The organism is Pseudomonas sp. zfem004 (genome assembly GCF_032621715.1).
Taxonomy (GTDB): domain Bacteria; phylum Pseudomonadota; class Gammaproteobacteria; order Pseudomonadales; family Pseudomonadaceae; genus Aquipseudomonas; species Aquipseudomonas sichuanensis.
Map to the genome: position 1 here is coordinate 328,041 of NZ_JAVYJF010000003.1, position 17,643 is coordinate 345,683.

The window sequence follows — 17,643 nt, forward strand, 5'->3', positions numbered from 1 at the left end:
GATCTCGATAATACTCACATACTTTCTTACAGCTTGCCGCTTGTCGCTTTGAACTGCCTAAACTGTCCCCGGTCTGATCGGCCATGCGTGGCACGAACGTTCCAACCACGCTTTTCATTGCCAAGGAGCAACACATGCACATTTCCCGTCGCGGCAAAGCCTTTGCCCTGTCCTGCGGCCTGCTCGCCACCCTGCCCGCCGTGGCCGCCGACGAGCCACGCTACAACCAGGTGTCGCTGCGCGCCGAAGTCAGCAAGGAAGTCGCCCGCGACCTGATGGTCGTGACGCTGTACAGCGAAGCGCAGAACAGCGACCCGGGCAAGCTCGCCAAGCAGATCACCGAAACCATGAACAAGGCCGTGCAGCAGGCCCGTGACGTGAAGGACGTGAAGATCAGCCAGGGCAGCCGCAACAGCTACCCGATCTACGACACCAAGGGCCAGAAGATCACCGGCTGGCGCGAGCGCGCCGAGCTGCGCCTGGAAAGTGCCGATTTCCCGGCCCTGTCCAAGCTCACCGGTGAATTGCTGCAGGACCTGAAGATGGGCGGCATGGACTTCTCCATCGCCCCGGCCACCCGCAAGACCAGCGAGGACGAGCTGCTCAAGGATGCCGTGGCCGCGTTCAAGGCCCGTGCCCAGTTGGCCACCGAAGCGCTCGGCGGCAAGGGCTACAAGGTGGTCAGCCTGAACCTCAACAGCAGCGGCTACCCGCGCCCGTACCTGCGCAGCGCACCGATGGCGATGATGGCCAAGGCTGCCGACGAAGCGGCGGCGCCAGCACCTGATATCGAGGCCGGCACCAGCGAAGTCAGCATGAGCGCCGATGGCCTGATCGAAGTTCAGGTGCCCTGACCCTCCAAGTGGATGTCAGTGGCGGTGAAATCCGCCACTGACAGCACTTTCCGACTATTCCTACGCACCAATCAGGTGCGTCCGCCTGTCACCCAAAATGCGAAACATCTTGAAATTCTTACCATTTTGGAGCGCGCAAACGATCAACATTCGCCAAACTTATATGAATGCGACATCCATGTACGACCGTCCCACGTTTTGCCGCCAACCACTCTGCTGAGTGTTGCATTGGGAATAGCCCCTGCATAAGTATCCGCAGGTCGGCTCACGAGGCCGCCTCACTCAAAAAATGACAACAATGAGGCCACCATGCTTAAACACGCAGTCATTCCGTTCCTGGTCGGCGCAGGCTTGCTAGCCGGCGCTCCGTCCGCCCTCGCCGCGACCAACCTGGTGTTCTGCTCCGAAGGCAGCCCGGCCGGTTTCGACCCTGGCCAGTACACCACCGGAACCGACTTCGACGCCTCCGCCGAAACCATCTTCAACCGACTCACGCAATTCGAACGTGGCGGCACCGCGGTGATTCCGGGCCTGGCCACCAAGTGGGAAGTGTCCGACGATGGCAAGGCCTACGTCTTCCACCTGCGTGAAGGCGTCAAGTTCCACACCACCGACTACTTCAAGCCAACCCGCGAATTCAACGCCGACGACGTGCTGTTCACCTTCAATCGCATGCTCGACAAGGACCAGCCGTTCCGCAAGGCGTACCCCACCGAATTCCCGTACTTCACCGACATGGGCATGGACAAGAACATCGCCAAGGTCGAGAAGGTCGATGACCACACCGTCAAGTTCACCCTCAACGAAGTCGATGCAGCGTTCATCCAGAACCTGGCCATGAGCTTCGCGTCGATCCAGTCGGCCGAGTACGCCGACCAGTTGCTCAAGCAAGGCAAGCCTGCCGACATCAACCAGAAGCCCATCGGCACCGGCCCGTTCGTGTTCAGCAAGTACCAGAAGGACGCGCAGATCCGCTACAAGGGCAACAAGGACTACTGGAAGCCCGAGGACGTGAAGATCGACAACCTGATCTTCGCCATCAGCACCGACGCCTCGGTGCGCATGCAGAAGCTCAAGAAGAACGAGTGCCAGGTCACCCTGTTCCCCCGCCCGGCCGATATCCAGCCGCTGAAGCAGGACCCGAAGCTGAAGATGCCCGACCAGGCCGGCTTCAACCTCGGCTACATCGCCTACAACGTGATGGACAAGGTCAAGGGCAGCAACGAGCCTAACCCGCTGTCGCAACTCAAGGTGCGTGAAGCTCTCGACATGGCGGTGAACAAGCAGCAGATCATCGAGTCGGTGTACCAGGGCGCCGGCCAGCTGGCGGTCAACGCCATGCCGCCAACGCAGTGGTCCTACGACACCACCGTCAAGGATGCCAAGTACGACCCCGAAAAGGCCAAGCAGCTGCTCAAGGAAGCCGGCATCAAGGAAGGCACCGAGATCACCCTGTGGGCCATGCCGGTGCAACGCCCCTATAACCCCAACGCCAAGTTGATGGCCGAAATGCTGCAGTCCGACTGGGCCAAGATCGGCATCAAGGCCAAGATCGTCAGCTACGAATGGGGTGAGTACATCAAGCGCTCCAAGGGCGGCGAGCAGGGTGCCATGCTGATTGGCTGGAGCGGCGACAACGGTGACCCGGACAACTGGCTGGGCACCCTCTATGGCTGCGACGCCATGGACGGTAACAACTTCTCCAAGTGGTGCTACAAGCCGTACGACGACCTGATCAAGCAAGCCAAGGCCACCTCCGACCAGGCCAAACGCACCGAGCTGTACAAGCAGGCGCAACACATCCTCAAGGAACAGGTGCCGATCACCCCGATCGCCCACTCCACCGTGTATCAACCCATGAGCACGTCCGTGAAGGATTTCAAGATCAGCCCCTTCGGCCTGAACTCCTTCTACGGGGTAAGCGTGGACAAGTAACGGCCATGATCGCCCCGCCCGCACAGGTTGCGGCGGGGCGACGACATGACCGGGCGGCGCGTAGGACTTTTCCACCGCAGTCGCCGGAATGCTCCCGCTCCCATATCAGTATCTGAACCATGGCTCCCACACCTTGACGCCTCTATCGTCAGGGCCGGGATGTCATCGCCGCGCTTTGCCTGTCGCGGCCAGAAAAGACCAGGACAAAGGATTTGCCATGCGCCCTACAACGCTGTGCTCCACCCTCTTTGCACTCGGCCTGCTGAGCCACGCGCCGCTGACACTGGCCAACAACCTGGTGTTCTGCTCCGAAGGCAGCCCGGCAGGCTTCGACACCGCCCAGTACACCTCGGCCACCGACAACGATGCCGCCGAACCGATCTACAACCGCCTGGTCGAGTTCGAGCGCGGCGGCACCGCCGTGCATCCGGCCCTGGCCACCGACTGGCAGGTCTCCGACGACGGCCTGCGCTACACCTTCCACCTGCGGCCCGGGGTGAAGTTCCACGCCAACAAGGGCTTCAAGCCCACCCGCGATTTCAACGCCGACGACGTGCTGTTCACCTTCAACCGCATGCTCGACAAGCAGCACCCGTTCCGCCAGGCCTACCCCACCGAATTCCCGTACTTCATCAGCATGGGGCTGGACAAGAACATCGCCAGGATCGAGAAGACCGCCCCGCTGACCGTGGTCTTCACCCTCAACAAGGTTGATGCCGCATTCATCCAGAACCTCGCCATGGCGTTCGCCGCGATCCTCTCCGCCGAGTACGCCGAGCACCTGCTGGCCGAGGGCCGGCCGAGCGACATCAACCAGAAACCGATCGGCACCGGCCCGTTCGTGTTCCAGCGCTACCAGAAAGACGCGCAGATTCGCTACAAGGGCAACAAGGACTATTGGGCGCCCGACCAGGTGAAGCTCGACAACCTGGTGTTCTCCATCAACATCGACCCATCGGTGCGCATCCAGAAGCTGCGCCGCAACGAATGCCAGGTCACCCTGCACCCGCGCCCGGCCGACCTGCCCGCACTCCGGCAGGACAGCAAGCTGCAGGTGCTGCAGCAGCCCGGCTTCAACCTCGGCTACATCGCCTACAACACCCAGCACCCGCCCTTCGACCGCCTCGAAGTGCGCCAGGCCATGGACATGGCGGTGAACAAGCAGGCGATCATCCAGGCCGTCTACCAGGAGGCCGGGCAACTTGCGGTAAACGCCATGCCGCCCACCCAGTGGTCCTACGACGACTCGCTCAAGGACGCGCCGTTCGACCCGCAGAAGGCCAAGGCCCTGCTCAAGCAGGCCGGGGTCAAGGAAGGCACCGAGATCACCCTCTGGGCCATGCCCGTGCAGCGCCCCTACAACCCCAACGCCAAGCTCATGGCCGAAATGCTTCAGGCCGACTGGAGCAAGCTCGGCCTCAAGGTGCGCATCGTCAGCTACGAGTGGGGTGAATACCTCAAGCGCATGAAAAGCGGTGAGCACGATATCGCCCTGATCGGCTGGACCGGCGACAACGGCGACCCCGACAACTGGCTGGGCACCCTCTATGGCTGCGACGCCATCGGCAGCAACAACTATTCGCTGTGGTGCGACCCGCAGTACGACGCGCTGGTCAAGCAAGCCAAACGGGTCACCGACCGTGAACAACGCAGCGCCCTCTACCAACAGGCCCAGCAACGCCTCAAGCAACAGGTACCGATCACGCCCGTGGCCCACTCCACGGTCAACCAGCCACTGAGCAGCAACGTCAACGACTTCAAGGTCAGCCCCTTCGGACGCAACGTTTTCTCCGGCGTCAGTATCGATTGACCCCTGCATCGTCTGGCCGGGAGTGCGACCCACTCCCGCGGCCGCGTGCAGCCTGGATTTGCCTGGCGACCCCAGGCGGATACCTGCAGTACCGCGTCACCGTTGCAGGCCCGGCCCACGAGGCACGGGTAATAACTAAAAGAACAGAAAGGGAGCTTTGATTTTGAAACGCACCATGAAAACCGCATTGGCCTTGTCCATCGGCGCCTTCAGCGCCCTGGCCCAGGCCGAACCGATGAGCCAGGAATTCGTCCCCACCACGCTCAAGTCCAGCAGTGAACAAGCCGAAGCCAAGGGCTTCATCGACGGCCAGAGCCTGTCCGGCAGTACCCGCAACTGGTATGCCCGCGAACGCGCCACCCGCGCGCCACTGTGGAAGTACTACAAGAGCGACGGTACCCGTCATCCCACCCACAGCCGTGACAACTGGCTGCAGGGCACCATCCTTAACTACAGCTCGGGCTTCACCGAGGGCACCGTCGGCTTCGCCGTCGAGGCCGCGGCCTACAATGCCATCGCCCTGGAACAGGGGCGCGCCGCGGTAGCCGGCCCGAACAACCGCACGCTCACCCACAGCGACGGCGACGTGATCGGCCAGTGGAGCAAGATGGGCCTGGGCAACGTCAAGGCGCGGGTGTCCAACACCACCCTCACCGTGGGCCGCCAGTCGGTCGACACCCCGATGATCGCCTACATCGGCAACCGCGCGCTGCCATCGAGCTTCCAGGGTGCGTTCCTGCACAGCGCCGAGTTCGACAACCTGTCGTTCGACCTGGGCACCTTCGACCGCGTCTCGCCGCGTACCGAACAGAGCCTGAGCAAGTTCCGCAGCGAGTACAGCGCCACCGGTGTCGAAACCGACCGCGCCAGCACCGCCGGCATCAACTACCAGCCGCTCAAGAGCCTGAGCACCAGCCTGTACGCGACCAAGGTCGACGACTTCTGGAACCAGTACTACTTCGGCGCCAACCATGTGCTGGGCGACAGCGCCGTGTTGAGCCTGACCACCGGCCTGAATTACTACAAGACCGTGGACGCCGGCAGCAAGAAGATGGGCGAGATCGACAACGACACCTACAGCCTGTCGTTCGGCCTGACCCATCAGGCGCACACCCTGAGCGCGTCGTGGCAGCAGGTAAATGGCAACGAGTACTTCGACTACCTGCATGAAACCAACGGCATCTACCTGGCCAACTCGCTGCTGTCGGACTTCAACGGCCCCAACGAGAAATCGCTGCAGATCAGCTACGTGCTGAACATGGCGCCGTATGGCGTACCGGGCCTCAAGTTCAACCTGTACAACGCCCGTGGCTGGGGTATCGACGGCACCCATTACCGGGGTACCGCCTACGACGTCAATGGCCTCGACGGCGAAAACCACTACGAGTGGGGCTTCGGCACCAGCTACGCGGTGCAGAGCGGCCCACTGAAAGACACCAGCATCCGTGCCACCTACACCGCCCACCGCGCCAGCAAGGCCCAGGGCGATGGCAGCCTCGACGAGTTCCGCCTGGTCACCACCATTCCATTCAACATCCTTTGACCGCTGACGCCACGGCCCGACTCCCCACGGGCCGTGGCGGCTACGCTGGAATAGCACTGCAGGGAGGTTTCATGAAATCGTTACCGCTACGCGCTGCCCTGGCAGCGGTCATCCTGGGCGCTGCATCCACCGTTGTGGCCAAGCCGCTGGTGGTGTGCACCGAGGCCAGCCCCGAGGGCTTCGACATTGTCCAGTACACCACCGCCGTCACCGCCGACGCCTCGGCCGAAACCGTCTTCAACCGCCTGGTCGACTTCAAGCCAGGCACCACGGATATCCAGCCGGCCCTGGCCACCCACTGGGACATCAGCCCGGACGGCCTGGTCTACACCTTCCACCTGCGTGAAGGCGTCAAATTCCACAGCACCGACTACTTCACCCCTACCCGCGACTTCAACGCCGACGACGTAGTGTGGAGCCTGAACCGCCAGCTCAGGCCGGACCACCCGTGGCACGACAAGAGCAGCGTCGGCTACCCCTATTTCGAGAGCATGGCCTTCAAGGACCTGCTCAAATCGGTGGAGAAGACCGACGACCACACCGTGGTGATCACCCTGACCCGTCCGGAAGCCCCCTTCCTGCATGACCTGGGCATGGCCTTCACCTCGATCTACTCCGCCGAATACGGCGACCAGTTGCTCAAGGCCGGCAAGACCGGCGACCTCAACAGCAAGCCGATCGGTACCGGGCCCTTCGTGTTCCAGCGCTACAACAAGGATGCCCAGGTCCGCTTCAAGCCCAACCCGGACTACTTCCGTGGCAAGCCACCGGCTGACGCTTTGATCTTCGCCATCGCCACCGACAGCAATGTCCGCCTGCAGAAACTGCGTGCCAACGAGTGCCAGGTGGCGCTGTACCCCAAACCTGACGACGTGTCCTCGATCAAGGCCGACCCGAAACTCAAGGTCGCCGAGATCGAAGCGCTGGTCACCGGCTACATCTCGATGAACACCGAGCACAAGTACCTGAGCGACGTACGCGTGCGCAAGGCGATCAACATGGCCTTCGACCGCCAGACCCACGTCGACCAGTTGTTCGGCAAGGGCAACGCGATGGTAGGGGTCAACCCGTATCCACCGACCATGCTCGGCTACAACAGTGCCAACCAGAACCCACCCCACGACCTGGACAAGGCTCGCGCCCTGCTCAAGGAAGCCGGCGTTCCGGAAGGCACGGTGATCACCCTGTTCACCCGCAACGGTGGTGGTCCGACCAACCCCAACCCGCGCCTGTCAGCGGAAATGCTGCAGGCCGACCTGGCCAAGGTCGGTATCAAGCTCGATATTCGCGTGATGGAATGGGCCGAAATGTTGCGCCGGGCCAAAAACGGCGAGGCCGACCTCGTGTCAACCGGCTGGGCCGGTGACAACGGCGACCCGGACAACTTCCTCAGCCCGCTGCTCAGCTGCGATGCGGCAAAATCCGGCGAGAACTATGCGCGCTGGTGCAACCCCAAGTTCCAGCAGTTGATCACCCGCGCCCGTGAAGCCATCGACAACGACGAACGCGCCAAGCTCTATAGCGAAGCGCTGGCGGTGTACGATGAGGACCAACCGTGGATCAGCATGGCCCACCCGAAGATGTTCACCGCGATGCGCGAGAACGTCGAGGGCTACGTGATCAACCCACTGACCAACAATAACTTCGCCACCACCAAGGTGAAGTAGAACAACAACGACCGCCGGCGATCTGCAAGGCAGCCGGCGGCTGTGCCCTTAGTGGCTGATGAGGTACCCCAAACATGTTGAGTTTCATTGCCCGGCGCCTGGGCCTGCTGATCCCGACCTTCTTCGGTATCACCTTGCTGACCTTCGCGCTCATACGCCTGATCCCCGGCGACCCCGTCGAAGTGATGATGGGCGAACGCAGGGTCGACCCCGAAATGCACGCCCAGGCCATGGAGCGCCTTGGCCTGAACAAACCGCTGCCAGTGCAGTACCTGGACTACGTCGGCAAGCTTGCCCAGGGCGACCTCGGTGAGTCGTTGCGCACCCGCGAGAGCGTCTGGCACGAGTTCACCACGCTGTTCCCGGCGACCCTCGAACTGGCCTTTGCCGCCCTGCTGTTCGCCGGCATCATCGGCCTGCTGGCCGGGGTGATCGCCGCGCTCAAGCGCGGCTCGCTGTTCGACCACGGCGTCATGGGCATCTCGCTGGCCGGCTACTCCATGCCGATCTTCTGGTGGGGCCTGATTCTCATCATGTTCTTCTCCGTGAGCCTGGGCTGGACGCCAGTCTCCGGGCGCATCGACCTGCTCTACGACATCGAGCCGAAGACCGGCTTCATGCTCATCGACACCCTGCTCAGCGACGAAGAAGGGGCGTTCAAGGACGCACTGATGCACCTGATCCTGCCGGCCATCGTGCTGGGCACCATCCCGCTGGCGGTGATCGCCCGAATGACCCGCTCGTCGATGCTCGAAGTGCTGCGCGAGGACTACATCCGCACCGCCCGCGCCAAGGGCCTGTCGCCTGCCCGCGTAGTGTTCATCCACGGCCTGCGCAACGCCCTGATCCCGGTGCTGACCGTGTTCGGCCTGCAGGTCGGCACGCTGCTGGCCGGCGCAGTGCTCACCGAAACCATCTTCTCCTGGCCGGGCATCGGCAAATGGCTGATCGAAGCCATCGGCGCCCGTGACTACCCTGTGGTGCAGAACGGCATTCTGCTGATCGCCTGCCTGGTGATCCTGGTCAACTTCGTCGTGGACATCCTCTACGGCCTGGTCAACCCACGCATCCGCCATCAGCGCTGAGGACTTCGTCATGACCAGCCCGATTCCAAAATCCGTCACTCCGCCAGCCGCGGTTGACCACAGCTTGCTCTACCCCTCGCCCTACAAGGAGTTCTGGCAGGCCTTCTCGCGCAACAAAGGCGCGGTGGCCGGCCTGGCCTTCATGACCCTGGTGGTGTTCTGCGCACTGTTCGCCCCCTGGGTGGCACCGCACAACCCCAGCGAGCAGTACCGCGACTTCCTGCTCACGCCGCCGGTGTGGCTCGAAGGCGGCACCTGGCAGTTCATCCTCGGCACCGACGAGCTGGGTCGCGACCTGCTTTCGCGCCTGATCCAGGGCGCACGCCTGTCGCTGCTGATCGGCCTGTCGTCGGTGGTGATGTCGCTGATCCCCGGCATCCTGCTGGGCCTGTTGGCCGGGTTCTTCCCGCAGATCCTCGGCCCGTCGATCATGCGCCTGATGGACGTCATGCTCGCGCTGCCCTCGCTACTGCTGGCCGTGGCCATCGTCGCCATCCTCGGCCCTGGCCTGATCAACACGGTGATCGCCATCGCCATCGTCTCGCTACCGTCCTACGTGCGCCTGACCCGCGCCGCGGTGATGGGCGAGCTGAACCGTGACTACGTGACCGCCGCACGTCTGGCCGGCGCCAGCCTGCCACGGCTGATGTTCGTCACCGTGCTGCCCAACTGCATGGCGCCGCTGATCGTGCAGGCCACCTTGAGTTTCTCCTCGGCGATCCTCGACGCCGCCGCCCTGGGCTTCCTCGGCCTTGGCGTGCAGCCGCCCACCCCCGAGTGGGGCACCATGCTGGCCTCGGCGCGCGACTACATCGAGCGTGCCTGGTGGGTGGTGAGCCTGCCCGGCCTGACCATCCTGCTCAGTGTGTTGGCAATCAACCTGATGGGCGACGGCCTGCGCGATGCGCTGGACCCGAAACTCAAGAACGCCGCCTGAGGAGAACGCCATGTCACTGTTGCAGATCAACAACCTGAACGTGCGCTTCGGCGACGCCAATGCAGTACCGGTGGTGGACGGCCTCGACCTGAACGTGGACGCCGGCGAGATCCTCGCCATCGTCGGCGAGTCCGGCTCCGGCAAGTCGGTCACCATGATGGCCCTGATGGGCCTGATCGACGCCCCCGGGCGCATCACCGCCGATGCCCTCACCTTCGACGGCACCGACATGCTCAAGCTCAGCGGCCGGCAACGGCGCAAGGTGGTGGGCAAGGACATCGCCATGGTCTTCCAGGACCCGATGACCGCGCTCAACCCCAGCTACACCGTGGGCTACCAGATCGAGGAAGTGCTGCGCCAACACCTCGGGCTCAAGGGCAAGGCCGCCCGCCAGCGTGCCCTGGAGCTGCTGAAAAAAGTCGAGATCCCGGGCGCCGAAAGCCGCCTGGACGCCTACCCGCACCAACTGTCCGGTGGTATGAGCCAACGGGTGGCGATCGCCATGGCCATCGCCGGTGAACCCAAGCTGCTGATCGCCGACGAGCCGACCACCGCGCTGGATGTGACCATCCAGGCGCAGATCATGGAGCTGCTGGTCAACCTGCAGAAAGAGCGCAACATGGCGCTGATCCTGATCACCCACGACCTGGCCGTGGTCGCCGAGACTGCCAAGCGCGTGTGTGTAATGTATGCAGGCCAGGCCGTCGAGGTCGGCCAGGTGCCGGAACTCTTCGACATCCCCGCCCACCCCTACAGCGAAGCGCTGCTGGCGGCCATCCCCGAGCACAGCATCGGCGCCGAACGCCTGGCCACCCTGCCCGGCATCGTCCCCGGCCGCTACGACCGCCCGCAGGGTTGCCTGCTGTCGCCACGCTGCCCTTACGTGCAGGAAAACTGCCGCCGCCAACGCCCCGCCCTCGACCCACAGGCCCATAGCCTGGTGCGTTGCTTCTACCCGCTCAACCAGGAGGTGGCGTGATGGCCGTCGTTCTTTCAGCCCGTGAGCTGACCCGTCATTACGAAGTGTCCCGCGGCCTGTTCAAGGGCCATGCCCTGGTGCGTGCGTTGAACGGCGTATCGTTCGAACTGGAGGCTGGCAAGACCCTGGCCGTGGTCGGCGAATCGGGTTGCGGCAAGTCGACCCTGGCCCGTGCCTTGACCTTGATCGAGGAGCCGTCGTCCGGCTCGCTGCAGATCGCCGGCACCGAGGTCAACGGCGCTGGCAAGGCCGAGCGCAAGCAACTGCGCCGCGATGTGCAGATGGTGTTCCAGAGCCCCTACGCCTCGCTGAACCCGCGGCAGAAGATCGGCGACCAGTTGGCCGAGCCACTGCTGATCAATACCTCGCTGAGCAAGGCCGAGCGCCGCGAGAAAGTGCAGAAGATGATGGAGCAGGTGGGCCTGCGCCCAGAGCACTACCAGCGCTACCCGCACATGTTTTCCGGTGGCCAGCGCCAGCGCATCGCCCTGGCCCGGGCGATGATGCTGCAGCCCAAGGTGCTGGTGGCGGACGAGCCGACTTCGGCGCTCGACGTGTCGATCCAGGCCCAGGTGCTGAACCTGTTCATGGATCTGCAGAAGGAGTTCAACACCGCCTACGTGTTCATCTCCCACAACCTGGCGGTGGTGCGCCATGTGGCTGATCAGGTGCTGGTGATGTACCTGGGCCGGCCGGCGGAGATGGGGCCGAAGGAGGATATCTACGAGAAGCCCCTGCATCCGTACACCCAGGCACTGCTGTCGGCGACACCGGCGATCCATCCGGACCCGCTGAAGCCGAAGATCCGCATTGCCGGTGAACTGCCCAACCCGCTGAATCCGCCGGATGGCTGCGCGTTCCACAAGCGTTGCCCGTATGCCACCGAGCGTTGTGCCAAGGAGGTGCCGGCGCTCAGGCAAGTGGGTACGCGGCAAGTGGCCTGCCACTACGCCGAACAGTTCCTTTAAACGTCATCGCGGGGCAAGCCCGCTCCCACGAGCCTGAACAGGCCTCGTGGGAGCGGGCTTGCCTCGTGATTTTCTCAATGCATGAAGAACCAGATCAGGATGATCACCGGAATCGGCACGCCAATCATCCACAGCAGTATCGAGCGCATGATGCTTCTCCTCGTTCGTGGTCTACCCAGGTCCGTGCAGCGCCCATGCCAGTTGTGTCAAAAAATGACATCCATATGAAACAAGGCCTTAGCTGTTAAGCCGCTGTGATTCGCCGTGCAAAATGCCGGATCGCCGCTTGCCCCCGAAGGCGTTCTGCAATGCCTGGCCTTGTCACCCGCAAGCAGCCCGATGCACTATCGCTGCCATGACCTCGACCACCCTCCCCGACGGCCGCGGGCAAACCCCGCTCACCGCCGACACCGTCATGCGCTACCACCTGTGCTGGAAGCATCGCGACCTGGACGGGGTGATGGCGCTCTACCACCCGGAGATCCAGTACCACGACTTCTTCCAGAACCGCGTGCTCGGCTTTGACGAGCTGCGCGACTACGTGCGCGCCTGCCTGCCCCACGAGGCCGGCGAGGACATCGTCCACAGCGACCGCATTCGCGTCGACGGCTGCACCGCGTTCATCCAGTACCAGGTCACCGTACAGGGGGGCGAAGGACTGGTGGCGTTCCAGTCCAGCGAGGCGATCACGGTCAAGGACGGGTTGATCTGGCGGATCAACGAATACGCAACGCTGGTGCGCCAGCACGCCAAGGGCAGCCAGGCAAACGGCCCGCGCCCGGCCACCAGCCGCCTGGGCCTGTCGCCGCGCCAGCTGTCGACCATGGCCCAGGATCTGGAGCACTACTTCAATCACCAGCGCCCCTACCTGGACCCCGAACTTGACCTGCAACAAGTGGCCGACGAAAGCGGCTACAGCCGCAACCAGATTTCCTACCTGCTCAACCAGGTGCTGGGCCAGAGCTTCTACCGCTACGTCAACCAGGCGCGCCTGCAGTACCTGATGGCCGGCCTGGACAACGGCAGCGCCGAAGCCCCCATCGACCAGCTGGCGTTCAATGCCGGGTTCAACTCGCTGTCGGCGTTCTACAAGTGCTTTCGTGAACACACCGGGCTGTCGCCCAAGGCCTACCTCAAGCAAATTTCCCTGCGTGCACGCACGTAAGACAGCCATCGCAGCGCGCTAATAGGATCGCCCACAGACCAAGACGGATGTGGAGCCCGACCCGATGCAACCCCTGCGCACGATCAGCCTGTGGATGGACCAGCTCGACGAGCCGCTGTGCGCACGCCCGGCACTGCGCGAAGACCTGGACCTCGATGTGTGCATCATCGGCGCCGGCTACACCGGGCTGTGGACCGCCTACTACCTCAAGCGCCAGGCACCGCAGTTGAACATCGCGGTGATCGAGGCCAACATCGCCGGCTTCGGTGCCTCTGGGCGCAATGGCGGCTGGCTGATGGGCAACCTGCTGGGTGAGGACCGCTTGCTGGCCAGCCTGTCACCGCAACAGCGCCGCGCCAGCATCGACCTGCTGCACGGCGTCCCCGACGAAGTGCACAGCGTGCTGCAGCGCGAAGGCATCGACTGCGACTACCGCAAGGGCGGCGTGCTCTACTGTGCAGCCCGCTACCCGGAGCAGGAACGCAGCCTGCGCGCCTGGCTGGACGACCTGTATCGCCAGGGCATGACCGAGGACGACTACCACTGGCTGCGCCCCGAGCAGCTGGATGCGCACCTGCGCGTCAGCAACCCCTACGGCGCGATCTTCAGCCCGCACACCGCGACCATCCAACCGGCCAAACTGGTGCGCGGGCTGGCCCGGGCCGTGGAAAACCTGGGTGTACCCATCTACGAAAACACCCCGGCCATCGACTGGCAGACCGCCGAGGTACGCACACCCTTGGCGCGCATCCGCAGCCACTGGGTCGTGCCGGCCGTGGAGGGCTATGCCGCCAGCCTGCCGCCGCTCGGGCGTCATCAGCTGCCGGTGCAGAGCCTGCTGGTGGCCACCGAACCCCTGCCGGAATCGACCTGGGAGCAGATCGGCCTGAGCCAGGGGCAGGCCTTCAGCGAAAACAGCCGCCAGGTCACCTACGGCCAGCGCAGCGCCGACAACCGCCTGGTGTTCGGCGCCCGCGGTGGCTACCGCTTCGGCGGCCGGCTACGCGAAGATTTCACCCTCACCGACAGCGAAGTGGAACTGCGTCGCTACCTGTTCGGCGAGCTGTTCCCGCAGCTCAAGCACGTGCGCATCACCCATTCCTGGGGCGGCAACCTGGGCATGGCCCGGCGCTTCAGGCCGCACATGCTGTGCGACCGCCAGCGTGGCATCGCCCTGTCGGGCGGCTACGGCGGCGAAGGCGTCGGTGCCACCAACCTCGGCGGGCGCACCCTGGCAGCGCTGATCCTCGGTCAGCACAACGCCCTCACCGCCCAGCCCTGGGTACACGACAACCGCCCGCTGGCCAGCCTGGCCAGCTGGCCGCCCGAGCCGTGCCGCTGGCTGGGTTACAACGCGATCATCCAGAGTTTCGTCCACGAGGACCGGACCCTCGCCAGCCCGGCCAGCGCACCCTGGCGGCGACGCCTGGCCAGCGGGCTGGCCGACTTCATGGAAGGCTTCATGCACTGACTTCCCCTCCACCACCACAGGATCCACCGGTCATGAGCATCACCCAGTTCAAGCACACCGACAGCGTCATCCTGGCCAGCTCCAACCCGGTCGCCGTGCCCCTCGGCGAGCCGGTCGCAGTCACCTCGGTCACCTGCGTCGAACGCAGCGACGGGGTCGAGACCGGCATCTGGGAGTGCACCCCCGGGCGCTGGCGGCGGCAGATCGTGCAACAGGAGTTCTGCCATTTCATCAAGGGCCGCTGCACCTTCACCCCCGACGGTGGCGAGCCCCTGACAATAGAAGCCGGAGACGCACTGATGCTACCGGCCAACAGCGTCGGCACCTGGGACATCCAGGAAACCGTGCGCAAGACCTACGTTCTGATCTTCTGATCCGCTGATCGCCTGCCTTCGATAACAACAGACAAAGCAAGGTAACCCCGACATGCGCACGCTCCTTCTCGCTCCCCTGATGCTGGCCGCCAGCGTGGCCAGCGCCGCCGACTCGGTGAAGATCTACAACTGGTCGAGCTACATCGCACCCGACACCTTGAAGAACTTCCAGCAAGCCACTGGCATCGTGCCGACCTACGACGTGTTCGACAGCAACGAGACCCTCGACGGCAAGCTGATGACCGGCAACTCCGGCTACGACGTGGTGTTCCCCTCCAACCACTTCATGGCCCGGCAGATTCAGGGCAAGGCCCTGAAGAAGCTCGACAAGTCGCAGCTGCCCAACTGGAAGAACCTCAACCCGGTGCTGCTCAAGGCCCTGGAGGTCAACGACCCGGGCAACCAGTACGGCTTCCCGTACCTGTGGGGCAGCACCGGCATCGGCTACAACATCGACAAGGTCAAGGCGGTACTGGGCGACAACGCTCCGGTGGATTCCTGGGACCTGATCTTCAAGCCCGAGTACATCGGCAAGCTGAAAAGCTGCGGCGTGGCGGTGCTGGACAACGGCCCCGAACTGCTGCCGATCGCCCTGCATTACCTGGGCTTGCCGCAACACAGCCAGGACCCCGCCGACTACGACAAGGCCAAGGCGCTGCTGATGAAGGTGCGCCCATACATCAGCTACTTCCATTCGTCGAAGTACACGGGCGACCTGGCCAATGGCGATGTGTGCGTGGTGGTGGGCTTCTCGGGCGACGTGCTGCAGGCCAAGAACCGCGCCGAAGAGGCGAAGAACGGGGTGAAGGTGGGGTATTCGATCCCCAAGGAAGGCGCGCCGATGTGGTTCGACATGGTCGCCATGCCGGCCGATGCACCGGACGAGAAGGCGGGCTACGCCTACATGAACTACCTGCTGCAACCTGAGGTGATGGCGGGCATCAGCAATTTCGTGCAGTACGCCAATGGCAACCAGCAGGCCGACGCGAAGGTGGACCCGGCCATGAAAGCCAACACGATGATCTACCCGAGCGAGGATGTGATGGGCAAGCTGTATGCCCTGGAGGCGATGCCGGCGAAGATCGACCGCATCAGGACGCGGATCTGGACCAGCATAAAAGCAGGCAATTGATTGCGGGCATTACTCGACCCCTGTGGGAGCGGGTTTACCCGCGAATGCGTCGGTTAATTCAACATCGCATTCGCGGGTGAACCCGCTCCCACAGGGTTGGGTGCAGGCTTTTGGAATCAGTGATGCTCGCGGGTCGCGCGGAACTTCACATCCGGCCAGCGCTCTTCCATCAGCGACAGGTTGACCCGGGTCGGCGCCAGGTAGGTCAGGTGACCGCCGCCGTCGATGGCCAGGTTCTCCATGGCCTTGTTCTGGAAGTCCTCGAGCTTCTTCTTGTCATCGCAGCTGATCCAGCGCGCCGACCACACGGTGATGGGCTCGTAGGCACACTCGACCTTGTACTCTTCCTTCAAACGGCTGGCGACCACGTCGAACTGCAGCACACCGACCGCACCGAGGATGATGTCGTTGCTGCGCTCGGGGAAGAACACCTGGGTCGCACCCTCTTCGGCCAACTGCTGCAGACCTTGGCGCAGCTGCTTGGATTTCAGCGGGTCCTTCAGGCGCACGCGGCGGAACAGCTCCGGGGCGAAGTGCGGGATACCGGTGAAGCCCAGCGCCTCGCCTTCGGTGAAGGTGTCGCCGATCTGGATGGTGCCGTGGTTGTGCAGGCCGATGATGTCGCCGGCGAAGGCTTCGTCGAGCTGTTCACGCTCGGAAGAGAAGAAGGTCAGCGCATCGCCGATGCGCAGGTCCTTGCCGGTGCGCACGTGGCGCATCTTCATACCCTTCTCGTACTTGCCCGAGCAGATGCGCATGAAGGCGATACGGTCGCGGTGTTTCGGGTCCATGTTCGCCTGGATCTTGAACACGAAGCCCGAGAACTTCTCTTCCACCGGCTCCACGGTACGCTCGTGGGCCGCACGTGCCAGCGGGCGCGGCGCCCAGTCGACCACCGCGTCGAGCACATGGTCGACACCGAAGTTGCCCAATGCGGTACCGAAGAACACCGGGGTGAGCTGGCCGTTGATGAACTCGTCCTGGTCGAACTCGTGGCAGGCGCCCTGCACCAGCTCCAGTTGCTCGAGGAAACGCTCGTATTCGTCACCCAGGTGCGCGCGGGCTTCATCGGAGTCGAGCTTCTCGATGATCTTTACCGCAGTACGCTCGTGACCGTGGCCCGGGGTGTAGACGATGATGTAGTCGCCCGCCAGGTGGTAAACACCCTTGAAGTCGCGGTAGCAACCGATCGGCCAGGTGATCGGCGCGGCCTTGATCTTCAGTACTGCCTCGATTTCGTCGAGCAGTTCGATCGGGTCGCGGATATCACGGTCGAGTTTGTTGATGAAGCTGACGATGGGCGTGTCGCGCAGGCGGCAGACATCCATCAGGGCAATGGTACGCGGCTCTACACCCTTACCGCCGTCGAGCACCATCAGCGCCGAGTCCACCGCGGTCAGGGTGCGGTAGGTGTCTTCCGAGAAGTCTTCGTGGCCGGGGGTGTCGAGCAGGTTGATCATGTGCTCGCGGTAAGGGAACTGCATCACCGAGGTGGTGATGGAGATGCCGCGCTGCTTCTCCATTTCCATCCAGTCGGAGGTGGCGTGGCGGTCGGACTTGCGCGACTTCACGGTACCCGCGACAGAGATTGCCTTGCCCATCAGCAGGAGCTTCTCGGTGATGGTGGTCTTACCGGCGTCGGGGTGGGAAATAATGGCGAAAGTGCGGCGCTTCGCGACTTCGGCGGCCTGGTTGGTCATGGGAAATCGCCTGACTGGGGGAT

The 17,643-nt window shown here is 63.6% G+C and carries 14 protein-coding genes; 13 read left to right on the forward strand and 1 reads right to left on the reverse strand.

Annotated features, from left to right (window positions below):
- Positions 1–134 precede the first annotated feature (134 nt).
- From RTH46_RS05155 to RTH46_RS05215, 13 genes are all read left to right on the forward strand, one after another.
- The gene (locus RTH46_RS05155; RefSeq protein ID WP_153787424.1) at positions 135–854 is read left to right on the forward strand and encodes an SIMPL domain-containing protein; all 720 of its coding nucleotides are present in this window, start codon (positions 135–137) and stop codon (positions 852–854) included.
- Positions 855–1,163: 309 nt separating this feature from the next.
- Positions 1,164–2,789 carry an ABC transporter substrate-binding protein gene (locus RTH46_RS05160; RefSeq protein WP_153787425.1) on the forward strand — a complete coding sequence of 542 codons (1,626 nt, stop codon included), beginning with the start codon at positions 1,164–1,166 and terminating at the stop codon, positions 2,787–2,789.
- A gap of 217 nt (positions 2,790–3,006) precedes the next feature.
- A complete protein-coding gene (locus tag RTH46_RS05165) occupies positions 3,007–4,599 on the forward strand; it encodes an ABC transporter substrate-binding protein (protein WP_316905156.1) in 1,593 nt (530 codons plus the stop codon).
- 175 nt (positions 4,600–4,774) lie between these two features.
- On the forward strand, positions 4,775–6,142 hold the full coding sequence (locus RTH46_RS05170) for an OprD family porin (protein ID WP_153787427.1): 1,368 nt from the start codon (positions 4,775–4,777) through the stop codon (positions 6,140–6,142).
- A gap of 71 nt (positions 6,143–6,213) precedes the next feature.
- A complete protein-coding gene (locus RTH46_RS05175) occupies positions 6,214–7,809 on the forward strand; it encodes an ABC transporter substrate-binding protein (protein ID WP_316905157.1) in 1,596 nt (531 codons plus the stop codon).
- Positions 7,810–7,883: 74 nt separating this feature from the next.
- Positions 7,884–8,894, forward strand: a complete 1,011-nt coding sequence (locus RTH46_RS05180; protein WP_125465371.1) for an ABC transporter permease subunit — start codon at positions 7,884–7,886, stop codon at positions 8,892–8,894.
- A gap of 10 nt (positions 8,895–8,904) precedes the next feature.
- The gene (locus RTH46_RS05185) at positions 8,905–9,831 is read left to right on the forward strand and encodes an ABC transporter permease subunit (RefSeq protein WP_153787429.1); all 927 of its coding nucleotides are present in this window, start codon (positions 8,905–8,907) and stop codon (positions 9,829–9,831) included.
- A gap of 10 nt (positions 9,832–9,841) precedes the next feature.
- Positions 9,842–10,810 (forward strand): ABC transporter ATP-binding protein, encoded by a 969-nt coding sequence (locus RTH46_RS05190; protein WP_153787430.1) that lies wholly within the window; start codon positions 9,842–9,844, stop codon positions 10,808–10,810.
- Complete coding sequence (locus RTH46_RS05195; RefSeq protein ID WP_110993472.1) at positions 10,810–11,778, forward strand: peptide ABC transporter ATP-binding protein; 969 nt, start codon at positions 10,810–10,812, stop codon at positions 11,776–11,778. Before RTH46_RS05190 ends, RTH46_RS05195 begins: the two co-directional genes overlap by 1 nt.
- Positions 11,779–12,133: 355 nt before the next feature.
- Positions 12,134–12,943 carry a helix-turn-helix domain-containing protein gene (locus tag RTH46_RS05200; RefSeq protein ID WP_316905158.1) on the forward strand — a complete coding sequence of 270 codons (810 nt, stop codon included), beginning with the start codon at positions 12,134–12,136 and terminating at the stop codon, positions 12,941–12,943.
- A gap of 64 nt (positions 12,944–13,007) precedes the next feature.
- A complete protein-coding gene (locus tag RTH46_RS05205) occupies positions 13,008–14,414 on the forward strand; it encodes an FAD-dependent oxidoreductase (RefSeq protein ID WP_316905159.1) in 1,407 nt (468 codons plus the stop codon).
- 32 nt (positions 14,415–14,446) lie between these two features.
- On the forward strand, positions 14,447–14,788 hold the full coding sequence (locus RTH46_RS05210) for a cupin domain-containing protein (RefSeq protein ID WP_153787434.1): 342 nt from the start codon (positions 14,447–14,449) through the stop codon (positions 14,786–14,788).
- Positions 14,789–14,840: 52 nt separating this feature from the next.
- A complete protein-coding gene (locus RTH46_RS05215; protein WP_153787435.1) occupies positions 14,841–15,920 on the forward strand; it encodes a polyamine ABC transporter substrate-binding protein in 1,080 nt (359 codons plus the stop codon).
- Positions 15,921–16,036: 116 nt separating this feature from the next.
- On the opposite strand, the gene RTH46_RS05220 is transcribed toward RTH46_RS05215, so the two are convergent.
- Entirely contained in the window at positions 16,037–17,620 is a 1,584-nt protein-coding gene (locus RTH46_RS05220) for a peptide chain release factor 3 (RefSeq protein ID WP_153787436.1), read from the reverse strand.
- Positions 17,621–17,643 lie beyond the last annotated feature (23 nt).

Coding starts and splice junctions, on each gene's coding strand:
- RTH46_RS05155 (WP_153787424.1), top strand. CDS start 135: ATGCACATTTCCCGTCGCGGCAAAGCCTTTGCCCTGTCCTGCGGCCTG.
- RTH46_RS05160 (WP_153787425.1), top strand. CDS start 1,164: ATGCTTAAACACGCAGTCATTCCGTTCCTGGTCGGCGCAGGCTTGCTA.
- RTH46_RS05165 (WP_316905156.1), top strand. CDS start 3,007: ATGCGCCCTACAACGCTGTGCTCCACCCTCTTTGCACTCGGCCTGCTG.
- RTH46_RS05170 (WP_153787427.1), top strand. CDS start 4,775: ATGAAAACCGCATTGGCCTTGTCCATCGGCGCCTTCAGCGCCCTGGCC.
- RTH46_RS05175 (WP_316905157.1), top strand. CDS start 6,214: ATGAAATCGTTACCGCTACGCGCTGCCCTGGCAGCGGTCATCCTGGGC.
- RTH46_RS05180 (WP_125465371.1), top strand. CDS start 7,884: ATGTTGAGTTTCATTGCCCGGCGCCTGGGCCTGCTGATCCCGACCTTC.
- RTH46_RS05185 (WP_153787429.1), top strand. CDS start 8,905: ATGACCAGCCCGATTCCAAAATCCGTCACTCCGCCAGCCGCGGTTGAC.
- RTH46_RS05190 (WP_153787430.1), top strand. CDS start 9,842: ATGTCACTGTTGCAGATCAACAACCTGAACGTGCGCTTCGGCGACGCC.
- RTH46_RS05195 (WP_110993472.1), top strand. CDS start 10,810: ATGGCCGTCGTTCTTTCAGCCCGTGAGCTGACCCGTCATTACGAAGTG.
- RTH46_RS05200 (WP_316905158.1), top strand. CDS start 12,134: ATGACCTCGACCACCCTCCCCGACGGCCGCGGGCAAACCCCGCTCACC.
- RTH46_RS05205 (WP_316905159.1), top strand. CDS start 13,008: ATGCAACCCCTGCGCACGATCAGCCTGTGGATGGACCAGCTCGACGAG.
- RTH46_RS05210 (WP_153787434.1), top strand. CDS start 14,447: ATGAGCATCACCCAGTTCAAGCACACCGACAGCGTCATCCTGGCCAGC.
- RTH46_RS05215 (WP_153787435.1), top strand. CDS start 14,841: ATGCGCACGCTCCTTCTCGCTCCCCTGATGCTGGCCGCCAGCGTGGCC.
- RTH46_RS05220 (WP_153787436.1), bottom strand. CDS start 17,620: ATGACCAACCAGGCCGCCGAAGTCGCGAAGCGCCGCACTTTCGCCATT.